The 12,307-nt window shown below is 60.8% G+C and carries 14 protein-coding genes; 4 read left to right on the top strand and 10 right to left on the bottom strand.

Annotated features, from left to right (window positions below):
* Window positions 1-503, bottom strand: a 503-nt coding sequence (gene murJ / locus B3873_RS02880) for a murein biosynthesis integral membrane protein MurJ (RefSeq protein WP_286863929.1), incomplete at its 3' end; no start/stop codon positions are given.
* Window positions 504-877: 374 nt separating this feature from the next.
* Here murJ and rpsT point away from each other — a divergent pair.
* Window positions 878-1,144 carry a 30S ribosomal protein S20 gene (gene rpsT, locus B3873_RS02885; protein WP_006463174.1) on the top strand — a complete coding sequence of 89 codons (267 nt, stop codon included), beginning with the start codon at window positions 878-880 and terminating at the stop codon, window positions 1,142-1,144.
* Window positions 1,145-1,315: 171 nt separating this feature from the next.
* Here rpsT and B3873_RS02890 read toward each other — a convergent pair whose 3' ends face one another.
* The 3 genes from B3873_RS02890 to B3873_RS02900 all read right to left on the bottom strand — a co-directional run bounded on the left by B3873_RS02890 (window position 1,316) and on the right by B3873_RS02900 (window position 2,871).
* Window positions 1,316-1,789 carry a DUF192 domain-containing protein gene (locus B3873_RS02890; protein WP_286863935.1) on the bottom strand — a complete coding sequence of 158 codons (474 nt, stop codon included), beginning with the start codon at window positions 1,787-1,789 and terminating at the stop codon, window positions 1,316-1,318.
* Window positions 1,790-1,959: 170 nt separating this feature from the next.
* Window positions 1,960-2,130: a hypothetical protein gene (locus B3873_RS02895; RefSeq protein WP_006463172.1), complete on the bottom strand. Its 171-nt coding sequence runs from the start codon at window positions 2,128-2,130 to the stop codon at window positions 1,960-1,962.
* 180 nt (window positions 2,131-2,310) lie between these two features.
* A complete protein-coding gene (locus B3873_RS02900) occupies window positions 2,311-2,871 on the bottom strand; it encodes a pseudouridine synthase (protein ID WP_276844133.1) in 561 nt (186 codons plus the stop codon).
* Window positions 2,872-3,107: 236 nt separating this feature from the next.
* Between B3873_RS02900 and icd the strand changes: the two genes are divergently transcribed.
* Window positions 3,108-4,364 (top strand): NADP-dependent isocitrate dehydrogenase, encoded by a 1,257-nt coding sequence (icd, locus tag B3873_RS02905; RefSeq protein ID WP_286863936.1) that lies wholly within the window; start codon window positions 3,108-3,110, stop codon window positions 4,362-4,364.
* Window positions 4,365-4,529: 165 nt separating this feature from the next.
* Here the strand turns inward: icd and cspE are convergent, their stop codons facing one another.
* Entirely contained in the window at window positions 4,530-4,736 is a 207-nt protein-coding gene (cspE, locus tag B3873_RS02910; protein WP_006463169.1) for a transcription antiterminator/RNA stability regulator CspE, read from the bottom strand.
* Between the two features lie 338 nt (window positions 4,737-5,074).
* On the opposite strand from cspE, the gene clpS reads away from it, so the two are divergent.
* Window positions 5,075-5,389, top strand: coding sequence for an ATP-dependent Clp protease adapter ClpS (gene clpS, locus B3873_RS02915; protein WP_034330154.1), 315 nt, complete (start codon window positions 5,075-5,077; stop codon window positions 5,387-5,389).
* On the top strand, window positions 5,386-7,689 hold the full coding sequence (gene clpA, locus B3873_RS02920) for an ATP-dependent Clp protease ATP-binding subunit ClpA (RefSeq protein ID WP_039788676.1): 2,304 nt from the start codon (window positions 5,386-5,388) through the stop codon (window positions 7,687-7,689). Before clpS ends, clpA begins: the two co-directional genes overlap by 4 nt.
* A gap of 144 nt (window positions 7,690-7,833) precedes the next feature.
* On the opposite strand, the gene B3873_RS02925 is transcribed toward clpA, so the two are convergent.
* From B3873_RS02925 to B3873_RS02945, 5 genes are all read right to left on the bottom strand, one after another.
* Window positions 7,834-8,925: a M48 family metallopeptidase gene (locus B3873_RS02925; RefSeq protein WP_199725002.1), complete on the bottom strand. Its 1,092-nt coding sequence runs from the start codon at window positions 8,923-8,925 to the stop codon at window positions 7,834-7,836.
* Window positions 8,926-8,936: 11 nt separating this feature from the next.
* Complete coding sequence (gene dut, locus B3873_RS02930; RefSeq protein WP_034330145.1) at window positions 8,937-9,386, bottom strand: dUTP diphosphatase; 450 nt, start codon at window positions 9,384-9,386, stop codon at window positions 8,937-8,939.
* Window positions 9,387-9,464: 78 nt separating this feature from the next.
* A complete protein-coding gene (gene coaBC, locus B3873_RS02935) occupies window positions 9,465-10,661 on the bottom strand; it encodes a bifunctional phosphopantothenoylcysteine decarboxylase/phosphopantothenate--cysteine ligase CoaBC (protein ID WP_286863940.1) in 1,197 nt (398 codons plus the stop codon).
* Between the two features lie 63 nt (window positions 10,662-10,724).
* A complete protein-coding gene (lspA, locus tag B3873_RS02940) occupies window positions 10,725-11,240 on the bottom strand; it encodes a signal peptidase II (RefSeq protein WP_039788672.1) in 516 nt (171 codons plus the stop codon).
* 74 nt (window positions 11,241-11,314) lie between these two features.
* On the bottom strand, window positions 11,315-12,307 hold a 993-nt coding region (locus tag B3873_RS02945), incomplete at its 5' end, for a class I tRNA ligase family protein (protein ID WP_286863941.1).

Raw genomic sequence — 12,307 nt, forward strand, 5'->3', positions numbered from 1 at the left:
TTGAGCAGCACCGAGGTGACCGCCGGGATCTTGAATTCCTTCCAGGTATTGAGGATGCCGCCGGCCAGCGCCACGAAGGCCATGAAGCCGATGTACGGGAACATGATCCGGGTCATCAGCACCGAGGCCTGGAAGGCCTCCGGGTTGTATTGCAGGCCGGTGGCGATGAAATAGACCACGAACGGGGTGGCAACGATGCCGGCCACGCAGGTGATCAGCATGACCCACATCAGTGCCGTGGCCACATGGTCCACCAGGTGTTTGGTTTCCTCGGGGCCGCGGCGGTTCTTGTATTCAGCCAGGATGGGCACGAAGGCCTGCGAGAACGCGCCTTCGGCGAAGAGCCGGCGCAGCAGGTTGGGAATGCGGAAGGCGATGTTGAAGGCGTCGGTGTAGGCCGAAGCGCCGAAGGCGCGGGCGAACAGGATTTCCCGGGCCAGCCCGGTGATGCGCGAGAGCATCGTCATGCCGGAGATGGCGGCGAGGGTTTTATGCAGATTCATGGAGCGGCATTATAGCGGTGGGCAGCGGTGCTTTTGCTGGAGTGGCAAGGATTGGTGCGGGAGCACGACAGGGGGCGGGCAGGCCCGGACACGGGTGGTTCGGAGGCGATATGAAGGAAAAGACAATCCCCCTGCTGCACGGCGCAATAGACTCGCTGCCTTGGCCACAGGTTCGGCGGCAGGCATGAATTTCTTTGCGGAAATCGGGATGAGTGCGGTGGCATCGCAACGGATGGCACCGTGTTTACAGCAGAAGCAGACAAGTTGATTGCCTTGTCACGGGAATCTCGTTATAATCCGATGCTTTACAGAATTTGGCATCGCGAGTCCTCGGGGTTTGCGGCGCAAACGACTCTCGATTTAGGATAATTTTCATGGCAAATACCGCACAGGCACGTAAGCGTGCTCGTCAAGCAGTCAAGCAAAACGCTCACAACTCGAGCCAGCGCTCGACCCTGCGCACCGCAATCAAGGCAGTTCGCAAGGCGATCGCCGCCGGCGACAAGGCTGCAGCAACCTCCGTGTTCCAATCTTCCGTGTCGACCATCGACAGCATCGCCGACAAGAAGATCATTCACAAGAACAAGGCCGCTCGCCACAAGAGCCGCCTGGCTGCTGCCCTGAAGGCCCTGGCTGCTTAATTGCATCCTGGCTTGAACTGAAGTGCGGCCTGGCCCGCTTCAGGCTGCAGTACAAGAAAACCGCTTGATTTCAAGCGGTTTTTTGCGTTTGGGCGACGGTTTTCCACGGCCGTCTCCAGTATGTCGCTGGCGAGATAACGGGCCACAGCGAGACGCTGCAGCCCGGATGCCTTATTGGGGCAATCCCTCGATCCTGGTGCCGGGCTTGATGTTCTTCTGCTTGAACCAGCCCTTGTTCATCTCCAGCGCATAGACCGCCGCGCGCTTGGCACAGTGCGAATCCAGGGTCTGTTCCTTCATTTCCTCGATGTTGATGATGACGCCTTTTTCGTCCATGAAGGCCACCGACAGCGGGATCAGCGTATTTTTCATCCACATGCAGACCCCGGCCGGCTGGCCGAACAGGAACAGCATGCCCTCGTTGTCGCCCATCTTCTCGCGGAACATCAGGCCTTGCTCGCGCTCGGCTTCGGTCTGGGCCACTTCGGCCTTGATCAGGTGGATGCCGATATTGAGCTGGGTGGTCGGAAATTTGCGCACCTGCGGCGTCTGCGCGCCGGCGGTGGACAGGCAGCCGACAGCCAGCAGGGCGACGGCGCTGAGCATGAAGCAACGGGAAAGTCGGGAAAGTGAAGATTGGCGCATGTTCTTTATCAATCGGGATTCGGATCGGGCAGGATAGCAGCAGCGGGGCGGGGCGTGTGCAGCGGGAGCGGGGCGCTGGCCGGCGTGGATGGCTGCGGGGCGCGTCGCCTGAACCGCGCGGACATGAAAAAAGGCAGGACCAGCCTGCCTTTTTTGAGTGCGGACGCTAATTACTTAGCTTCAGCTGCCTTCTTTGCCTTCTTGGCCTTCTTTGCCTTCTTGGCCTTCTTTGCCTTCGGAGCAGCGGCTTCAGCCTTCGGCGCTTCCGGAGCGGCCGGAGCTTGTGCGAAAGCAGCAGTGGCGAACAGACCAGCGATCAGAGCGGCGATCAATTTTTTCATTTTGCGTCCTTCAATTCAACATGTTAGGGATGTGAGGCAAACGATGATTCGTGCGAATCACTGCCAATAACGGCGCGCGCGTATGAAGGTTGACACCATTTCGGATCTTTTTTATGAGGTTTCGGGAAGAAGTGTGCAGCCTTGAGTGCTTCAAACCTTGTCAGATTGTTCACGCAGCGCTCAGGCATCGAGCTCCTGTGGATCGACTTCGCGCCATTCTCCGGGCATCACCGGATGGGTCGCCAGCGAGAACGGGCCGATGGCAATGCGCACCAGTCGCAGCGTCGGCAGACCCACTGCAGCGGTCATGCGGCGCACCTGGCGGTTCTTGCCTTCGCTGATGGTCAGGGCGATCCAACTGGTGGGCTGGTTGGCACGCTGGCGAATGGGCGGGGTGCGCGGCCACATCCAGGCCGGCTCCTGGATCAAGCGGGCCTCTCCGGGTTGGGTGACGAAGTCGCCCAGATCCAGCGGATTGCGCAGGCGTTGCAACGCTTCCGGCGTGGCCAGGCCTTCCACCTGTGCCAGGTAGGTCTTGGGCTGCTTGCGGCGCGGATGGGCGATGGCGTGCTGCAGCTTGCCGTCATCGGTGAGCAGCAGCAGGCCTTCACTGTCGGCATCGAGACGGCCTGCAGGGTAGATGTCGGGAAGGTCGAGGTAATCGGCCAGCGTCTGGCGCTCGGGATGGGCGGAGAACTGGCTCATCACGCCGAAGGGTTTGTTGAAGAGGATCAAAGGCATGCGCTAGTGTCGCAAAAAGATGGCCTTGCGTAAAATCCTGATGCATAATCAATTCGATAAGTCCTATGTCTTATATAAGACTTGCTGATTGCAATCCGGAATTTTCCCGGCTGAAAACCCGGAAATCTCTTAAAATTCCCCGCTTGCATGGCAATTCATGCAAGGTCCTTGCCGATCTGCATGGGCCTTGCCGCTGATGCTTCCTAACGCTACCGCCTCAACCGTCGGAGACCACGATGTCGTACCAACATATCCAAGTGCCTGCAGAAGGGCGCAAGATCACCGCCAATGCCGATGACACCCTCAATGTCCCCAACAACCCCATCATTCCCTTCATCATGGGCGATGGCGTGGGCGTGGACGTCACGCCGGTGATGCTCAAGGTGGTCGATGCCGCGGTGGAGAAGGCCTACGGCGGTGCGCGCAAGATCCACTGGATGGAAATCTATGCAGGCGAGAAGTCGACCAAGCTCTATGGGGCCGATACCTGGCTGCCCGAGGAAACGCTGGAGGTGCTCAAGGAGTACCTGGTGTCGATCAAGGGGCCGCTGTCCACGCCGGTCGGTGGCGGCATCCGTTCCTTGAACGTGACCATGCGCCAGCAGCTGGACCTCTACGTCTGCCTGCGCCCGGTGCGTTACTTCAAGGGCGTGCCGTCGCCGCTGAAGGAGCCCGAGAAGACCGACATGGTGATCTTCCGCGAGAACTCCGAAGACATCTACGCCGGCATCGAATGGCAGGCCGGCACCCCGGAAGTGAAGAAACTGATCGAGCTGCTGACGCGCGAGATGGGTGTCAAGAAACTGCGCTTCCCGGAGACCTCGGCGCTGGGCATCAAGCCGGTCTCGCGCGAAGGCACTGAGCGCCTGGTGCGCAAGGCCATCCAGTACGCCATCGACCACGACAAGCCTTCGGTGACGCTGGTCCACAAGGGCAACATCATGAAGTACACCGAGGGTGCTTTCCGTGACTGGGGGTATGCGCTGGCCGGCCGCGAATTCGGGGCCGAGCTGATCGACGACGGCCCGTGGATGCGTCTGAAGAACCCCAAGACCGGCCGCCAGATCGTCATCAAGGATGCCATTACCGATGCCTTCTTCCAGCAGGTGCTGATGCGGCCGGCGGAATACAGCGTCATCGCCACCATGAACCTGAACGGCGACTACATTTCCGACGCCGTGGCGGCCCAGGTCGGCGGTATCGGCATTGCTCCGGGCGCCAACATGTCCGATTCGGTGGCGGTGTTCGAAGCCACCCATGGCACTGCACCGAAGTATGCCGGCAAGGATTATGTGAACCCCGGTTCCAGCATTCTTTCGGCAGAAATGATGCTGCGCCACATGGGTTGGATCGAGGCAGCGGACCTGATCATCACGGCCATGCAGAAGTCGGTCTCGGCCAAGCGCGTGACCTATGATTTCGCGCGTTTGCTGGAAGGCGCCACGCAGGTTTCCTGCTCCGGTTTCGGTGAAGCGCTGATCGAAAACATGTAAGCCCGCCATACTGCTTCCGCAACTTGTTTTGCTGAAGATAATGACGGAAAAACAACAAACAGCCGGCTTCGTCCGGCTGTTTTTTGTTGGCGCGGGGGCGAATTGATTTCCAGTGCACCAATGAAAAAAGCCCCGCAAGAGCGGGGCTTTTAGAGAAACCGGGGTTTAAGCGGCGTTCTGGATGTTCGAAGCTTGCTTGCCTTTGGGGCCTTGCGTAACGTCAAACTGGACTTTTTGACCTTCTTTCAGGGTCTTGAAGCCGTTCATCTGGATTGCGGAGAAGTGAGCGAACAGATCTTCGCCGCCGTCATCCGGAGTGATAAAGCCAAAGCCTTTGGAATCATTGAACCACTTGACAGTACCTGTTGCCATAAAAGCATCTTTCAAAATTAACTATTCACACGAGCCGTCAAAGCAAGAAGCATCGCGCGTCACGCAGCCCCCCTTAAACCTGCCCCCTTATCGTATCGACGAGTTGTTACATTTGGTAACTACTAATCAATGAATTCCATTGTTCTCGGTCGAAATGCAAAAGTCAAGCAGTTTTCACATTCCGCTTTGTGGCCCTGTTTGAGCGATGGGGAAAGAAACCCTTGATTTAGGATAAATCATCGTCATCTGCGCAAGGTCCGGAAAACAAGTAATATCTATCTCATCTAGAGGTTACGTGATCATTGTGCGTTGCACAGCTTTGATGGTCGAATAAACGCATGGCAACCAAGCACGAAAATGATGGCGGTACAGTCCTGGAACGGCAGGAGGCAAAACTCAAGCCGCCCCCGATGTACCAGGTTTTATTGTTGAACGATGACTATACGCCGATGGAATTCGTCGTCGCAGTCATCCAGCAGTACTTCAACAAGGACCGTGAAACCGCGACGCAGATCATGCTCAAGGTTCACCGCGATGGGAAGGGAATGTGTGGTGTGTATCCCAAAGATATCGCATCCACAAAAGTGGAACTCGTTTTAACCCACGCTCGAAAAGCAGGGCACCCCCTGCAATGCGTGATGGAGGAAGCATGATTGCGCAGGAACTCGAAGTCAGTTTGCACATGGCCTTTGTCGAAGCCAGACAATCGCGTCATGAATTCATTACCGTGGAACACTTGCTGCTCGCGCTGCTGGACAATCCTTCGGCGGCCGAAGTGCTGCGCGCCTGCTCGGTGAACATTGATGATCTGCGCAAGACGCTGACCAATTTCATCACCGACAATACGCCCACGGTCCCCGGCACCAATGAGGTGGATACCCAGCCCACGCTGGGCTTCCAGCGCGTGATCCAGCGCGCCATCATGCACGTGCAGTCGGCCTCCAACGGCAAGAAGGAAGTTACCGGCGCCAACGTGCTGGTGGCCATCTTCGGCGAGAAGGATTCGCACGCGGTCTACTACCTGCATCAGCAGGGCGTGACCCGTCTGGATGTGGTCAACTTCATCTCGCACGGTGTGCGTAAGGATCAGCAGGCCGATCCGCAGAAGGCTCCGGAAGGCGCGGAAGACGTGCAAGCCGAAGGCCAGCAGAAGGAAAGCCCGCTGGACCAGTTCACCCAGAACCTGAACAAGGCGGCCGCCGAAGGCAAGATCGATCCGCTGATCGGCCGCGATTCCGAGGTCGAGCGCGTCATCCAGACCCTGTGCCGCCGCCGCAAGAACAATCCGCTGCTGGTGGGCGAAGCCGGTGTCGGCAAGACCGCCATCGCCGAAGGCCTGGCCTGGCGTGTGACGCAAGGCGACGTGCCCGAGATCCTCAAGAATGCCGTCGTCTATTCGCTGGACATGGGCGCGCTGCTGGCCGGTACCAAGTACCGTGGCGATTTCGAGCAGCGTCTGAAGGCGGTGTTGAAGCAATTGAAGGACAGCCCCAACGGCATCCTCTTCATCGACGAAATCCACACCATCATCGGTGCGGGTTCGGCTTCGGGCGGCACGCTGGATGCATCCAACCTGTTGAAGCCTGCGCTCTCGAGCGGCCAGTTGAAGTGCATCGGCGCGACCACCTACACCGAATTCCGTGGCGTCTTCGAGAAGGATCACGCGCTGTCGCGTCGCTTCCAGAAGATCGATGTGAACGAACCGACCGTGGAGCAGACCGTGCAGATCCTGCGCGGCCTGAAGTCCAAGTTCGAGGAACACCACGGTGTGAAGTATTCTGCTTCGGCCCTGACCTCGGCTGCGGAGCTGGCGGCGCGCTTCATCAATGACCGTCACCTGCCCGACAAGGCCATCGACGTGATCGACGAAGCCGGTGCTGCCCAGCGCATCCTGCCCAAGTCCAAGCAGAAGAAGACTATCGGCAAGCCGGAAATCGAGGAAATCATTTCCAAGATCGCCCGCATCCCGCCGCAGTCCGTGAACCAGGATGATCGCGCCAAGCTGCAGACCATCGATCGCGACCTGAAGAACGTGGTGTTCGGCCAGGATCCGGCCATCGAAGCACTGGCCTCGGCCATCAAGATGGCACGAGCCGGCCTGGGCAAGACCGACAAGCCGATCGGCTCCTTCCTGTTCTCCGGTCCGACCGGCGTGGGCAAGACCGAAGTGGCCAAGCAGCTGGCCTTCATCCTCGGCATCGAGCTGGTACGGTTCGACATGTCCGAATACATGGAGCGCCATGCCGTGAGCCGCCTGATCGGCGCGCCCCCGGGCTATGTCGGTTTCGACCAGGGCGGCCTCTTGACCGAAGCCGTCAACAAGAAGCCGCACGCCGTGCTGCTGCTCGATGAAATCGAGAAGGCGCACCCCGACATCTTCAACATCCTGTTGCAGGTGATGGACCATGGCACGCTGACCGACAACAACGGCCGCAAGACCGACTTCCGCAACGTGATCATCATCATGACCACCAACGCGGGGGCCGAGAGCCTGCAGAAGCGCACCATCGGCTTCACCGAGAAGAAGGAAGCCGGCGACGAAATGGCGGACATCAAGCGCATGTTCACCCCGGAGTTCCGCAACCGTCTGGATGCCATCATCAGCTTCCGCCCGCTGGACGAGGAGATCATCCTGCGCGTGGTCGACAAGTTCCTGATGCAGCTGGAAGAGCAGCTCCACGAGAAGAAGGTGGAAGCCGTCTTCTCGGACAACCTGCGCAAGTTCCTGGGCAAGAAGGGCTTCGATCCGTTGATGGGTGCACGTCCGATGTCGCGCCTGATCCAGGACCTGATCCGCAAGGCACTGGCCGACGAACTGCTGTTTGGCAAGCTGGTCAGCGGTGGCCGCGTGACGGTGGAGATGGACGACAAGGAGCAGATCAAGCTGGACTTCCCCGAGGGCGACGATTCGTCCCCGCCGGAAGAGCCGCAAGAGAAGCTCGAAGTCGAATAAGCCGCATCAGGCAAGCCATCAAGGCCACGTCGGGAAACCGGCGTGGCCTTTTGTTTTGCAGCTTGCTTCACTTTCATTACGCAAACAAAAACGGCGCGGTTTTCACCGCGCCGTCTTCACGTCCAATACTTCATATCACCACTTTTACGGCACCAGCGGCTTGCCCGCCTCCTGCTTGGCCTTCACGATCTGCGTGACCTTGTCGATCATCGAGAGGCGATAAGCGGTAGCCGGATGCAGCGCCGTGTAGCCGTTGGGCACGCTGGCCGGATACTGGTCGGCCAGGCGCTTCCAGAACGCCGGCACGTTGTCGATGCTGTAGCCGGCGCGCGCCAGCAGGTACAGCGAGAGCGTATCGGCAGCCGCATCCAGGTCCTGCGGATAGACCCGGATACCGGCAGTGCCGGCCGTGGTGGTCGGGTCCGGATGCGGCAGCAGCAGGTTGTCGATCACTTCGGCAATCGTCGAGACCATGCGCTGGCGGATGGCGTGGCCGAGGATATTGTGCGCCATCTCCTTGGCGATCAGGTAGGCCAGTTCATCATCGGACTGGGTGAACTTGAGCATGCCGCGGGTTATGAGTACGCGGCGGCCATCGGCATAGGTGTTGACGTTGTCGGCATTGCCCAGCTCGATGCTGAAGGCGCAGGCGAAGGTCAGCGGCACATTGACGGTGGTGTTCTGGCCGTTGCGCTGCACGCCCAGCGCAATCGGGGCCTTCTTGACCACCAGCGGGCTCAGCAGCACGGCGGCCTGGCGTTCGGCATCGGTGCCTTGCGGCATCGGCTTGCCTGCCACCGAGATCAGGAAGTCGCCCCGCTGAATGCCAGCCTGGGCAGCACCGCTCCCGGGCAGCACGCCGGTGACCTGCAGGCGGTCGTCGTAGCCCAGGCTACGCGCGGTTTCTGCATATTCGATGGGGAAGGAATAACGGTTCTTGGCGGTGAAGCCCAGCAGGTTGCGGGCATTGCCACGGCAGAGCTGGGCGTTGCTGGTCAACAGCGGCGCAGCGACGCGGTAGAGCCGGTCCTGCTGCGCGATCAGTTCGCGCAATTGTGCCTGCTGGGGATTGTCGGCCACCGGACGCGGGGCCTGGGTCGTCGTGGTCACCGGTTTGGACGGCGTAGTGGTGACCGGACCGGGTTCCTGGGTGGCGCAGGCGGCCAGGAAGGCCAGCGGTGCCAGGACGGCGAGGGTTTTCAGTTTCTGCCACTGGGGCAGGGGGGATACGAGCATGCGGTTCTCCATCAGTGTTTGCCTGTGCTGCCGAAACCACCGGCGCCGCGTTCGCTGCTGTCGAATTCATCTACCACATTGAAGCCGACCTGCAGTACCGGCACGATCACCAGCTGCGCCAGGCGTTCCATGGGGTTTAGGACAAACTCGGTACTGCCGCGGTTCCACGTCGAGATCATCAACTGGCCCTGGTAATCCGAATCGATCAGCCCGACCAGGTTGCCCAGCACGATCCCATGCTTGTGCCCCATACCGCTACGCGGCAGGATCACGGCCGCGTAATTCGGATCGGCCAGGTGGATCGCCAGTCCGGTCGGGATCAGGTGCGTGGAACCCGGCGCCAGGGTCAGCGGCGCATCGATGCAGGCCCGCAGGTCCAGGCCGGCGCTGCCAGGGGTGGCGTAGGCAGGCAGTTGGTCTTTCATGCGGGGGTCGAGGATCTTGATGTCGATGGTCTTCATGATGCGTAATCGGATTCAAATACAAAACGTACGGAAACGTACAAAAGACACGGCCCGCAAGAGGCGGGCCGTGCACCGTCAGGCCGCCATGCGGCGCGCGATCTCGCGTACCAGCTGGCGGGCCAGGGTCTGCTTGTCCGCACGGGGCAGGGCGCTGTGGCCCTGGGCGTCGAACAGCATGAGCGCGTTGTCATCGCGGCCAAAGGTCTGGTGGCCGATATTGCCGACCAACAGCGGAATGTTCTTGCGGATGCGCTTGGCCGCACCGTATTGCTCCAGGTTCTCCGATTCGGCCGCAAAGCCCACGCAATAGGGACGCTGGGGCAGGGCGGCGACGGTGGCCAGGATGTCGGGGTTCTGGACGAACTCCAGCTGCGGGGTGTCGTGTTCGTCCTGTTTCTTCAGTTTCTGTTCGCTGGCATTGGCCACGCGCCAATCAGCGACGGCCGCAACGGCGACGAACAGGTCTTTTTCCTTCACATGGGCCAACACCGCCTCATGCATCTGCAGGGCCGTCTGCACATCCACGCGCTGCACGCCGTAAGGCGTCTCCAGCGCCGTCGGGCCGGAGATCAGGGTGACTTCCGCGCCCGCTTCGCGCGCAGCTCGCGCAATCGCGTAGCCCATCTTGCCGGAAGACAGATTGGTGATGCCGCGCACCGGGTCGATCGGTTCGAAGGTCGGCCCGGCCGTGAGCAGCACGCGGCGGCCCGCCAGCAGCTTGGGCTGGAAAGCTGCGACGATCTCTTCCAGCAATTGTGCCGGCTCCAGCATGCGGCCTTCGCCGACCTCGCCACAGGCTTGCGCGCCCGCATCCGGGCCCAGCAGCAGGATGCCGTCTTCGCGGATCTGGCGCACGTTGCGCTGGGTGGCCGGGTTCTGCCACATCTCCACGTTCATGGCCGGGGCCACCATCAGGGGTACCCGCGCCGGACGCGCCACGCACAGGGTCGAGAGCAGGTCGTCGCAATGCCCGTGGGCCAGCTTGGCGATGAAATCGGTGGAGCAGGGCACGATGACGACCGCATCGGCATCGCGGGTGAGATTGATGTGAGGCATGTTGTTGTCCATGCGCGCATCCCATTGGTCGGTATAGACCGGGTTGCCGGTCAGTGCCTGCATGGTGACGGCGGTCATGAAGTGCGTGGCCGCCTCGGTCATCACCACGTGCACCGTGGCACCGGCGCGGCCCAGTTCGCGCGCCAGCATGGCGGCCTTGTAGCAGGCCACGCCGCCGGTCAGGCCCAATACGATTTTCTTGCCAGCCAGATCCATTGTTTGCTCCCGGAATGCGGCGTACCGCAGGCGTGTTCAGACTTGCGGACGTGTGGACTTGCCTTACTTCTTGGAGACGCGGCGCAGTTCGTCCACGACGAACAATACCGCACCCACGCAGATCGCACTATCGGCCAGGTTGAACGCCGGCCAGTGCCAGTTGCCGACATAGACGTCGAGGAAGTCGATCACGTGACCATACACCACGCGGTCGATCACGTTACCGATCGCGCCGCCCAGGATCAGCGCCAGGGCCCAGCAGAACATGCGTTGGCCGGGATGCTTGCGCAGCAGGTGGATGATGAACACCGCCGCACCGATGCCGATGGCGGTGAACAGATAACGCTGCCAGCCACCGCTGGCGGCCAGGAAACTGAAGGCCGCGCCCTTGTTGTAGACCAGCACCAGGTTGAAGAAACCGGTCACCGGCACCGACTCGCCATAGTGGAACAGTTTCAGGATGGTGATCTTGGTGAGCTGGTCCAGCAGCAGCACGATGGTGGCGATGCCCAGCCAGGGCAGCAGCCCTTGGGTGGTGGACGAAGAACCGGAAGAGGAGGAGCGTTTTTTGGTTGCCATGGATGTTCTTGTTGGAGTGGACGGCCCGCTGCATTCAAGTGCAGCGGGCCGCTAGCAAGGCCGTCCCGCCCGGATCAGGCGAACAGGCGCTTTTCGCCCTGGCCGAACAGGTTGCTGTAGCAGCGACCGCACAGGCCCGGATGATCGGCATGAGACCCGACATCGGCGCGATAGTGCCAGCAACGTTCGCATTTCTGATGCGCCGACGGCGTGACCACCACCGCTTCCTCTTCCACCGTGGCCACCGGGGTGACGCGGGCAGCCGAGGTGATGAGGACGAACTTGAGGTCATCGCCCAGGCTTTCCAGCAGGACCGCCTTGTCGCCGGCGACCTTCAGTTCCACCTCCGCCTGCAGGGAGGAACCGATGCTGCCGGCGATACGCACTTCTTCCAGTTGCTTGGTGACCGCTGCGCGCACTTCGTGCAGCACCGCGAACTTGTCCAGCAGGGCAGCGCTATCGGCCACTTCCGGCAGGGCGTAATAGACCTGCGAGAAGATGGTTTCGCCGCTGGCCTCGAAGGCGTCCTTGCCGGCAAAGAAGCGCCAGGCTTCTTCGGCCGTGAAGGACAGGATCGGTGCCATCAGGCGCAACAGCGACTGCGTGATGTGCCACACGGCGGTCTGGGCCGAGCGGCGTGCGGCCGACTCCACGCCGCTGGTGTAGAGGCGGTCCTTCAGGATGTCCAGGTAGAAGCCGCCCAGGTCTTCCGAGCAGTACATCTGCAGCTTGGCCACCACCGGGTGGAATTCATAGGTCTCGAAGTGCGCCAGCACCTCCGCCTGCAGACGCGCCATGTTGGCGATCGCATAGCGGTCGATTTCCAGCATCTCGGCCACCGGCACGGCGTGTTGTGCCGGGTCGAAGTCGGAGGTGTTGGCCAGCAGGAAGCGCAGGGTGTTGCGGATGCGGCGGTAGGCTTCCACCACGCGCTTGAGGATCTCGTCCGAGATCGACAGCTCGCCCGAGTAGTCGGTCGACGCCACCCATAGGCGCAGGATTTCCGCGCCCAGCGAATCCGAGACCTTCTGCGGGGCGACCACGTTGCCCTTGGACTTGGACATCTT

The organism is Herbaspirillum sp. UBA812 (assembly GCF_002296545.1).
GTDB classification, from domain to species: domain Bacteria; phylum Pseudomonadota; class Gammaproteobacteria; order Burkholderiales; family Burkholderiaceae_D; genus Herbaspirillum; species Herbaspirillum huttiense.

Bases quoted from the DNA above. Each gene is read 5' to 3' on its own strand.
- clpS (WP_034330154.1), top strand. From the start codon at position 5,075: ATGGCAACCAAGCACGAAAATGATGGCGGTACAGTCCTGGAACGGCAG.
- dut (WP_034330145.1), bottom strand. From the start codon at position 9,386: ATGAAGACCATCGACATCAAGATCCTCGACCCCCGCATGAAAGACCAA.
- B3873_RS02900 (WP_276844133.1), bottom strand. From the start codon at position 2,871: ATGCCTTTGATCCTCTTCAACAAACCCTTCGGCGTGATGAGCCAGTTC.
- rpsT (WP_006463174.1), top strand. From the start codon at position 878: ATGGCAAATACCGCACAGGCACGTAAGCGTGCTCGTCAAGCAGTCAAG.
- clpA (WP_039788676.1), top strand. From the start codon at position 5,386: ATGATTGCGCAGGAACTCGAAGTCAGTTTGCACATGGCCTTTGTCGAA.
- B3873_RS02895 (WP_006463172.1), bottom strand. From the start codon at position 2,130: ATGAAAAAATTGATCGCCGCTCTGATCGCTGGTCTGTTCGCCACTGCT.
- coaBC (WP_286863940.1), bottom strand. From the start codon at position 10,661: ATGGATCTGGCTGGCAAGAAAATCGTATTGGGCCTGACCGGCGGCGTG.
- icd (WP_286863936.1), top strand. From the start codon at position 3,108: ATGTCGTACCAACATATCCAAGTGCCTGCAGAAGGGCGCAAGATCACC.
- cspE (WP_006463169.1), bottom strand. From the start codon at position 4,736: ATGGCAACAGGTACTGTCAAGTGGTTCAATGATTCCAAAGGCTTTGGC.
- B3873_RS02890 (WP_286863935.1), bottom strand. From the start codon at position 1,789: ATGCGCCAATCTTCACTTTCCCGACTTTCCCGTTGCTTCATGCTCAGC.
- lspA (WP_039788672.1), bottom strand. From the start codon at position 11,240: ATGGCAACCAAAAAACGCTCCTCCTCTTCCGGTTCTTCGTCCACCACC.
- B3873_RS02925 (WP_199725002.1), bottom strand. From the start codon at position 8,925: ATGCTCGTATCCCCCCTGCCCCAGTGGCAGAAACTGAAAACCCTCGCC.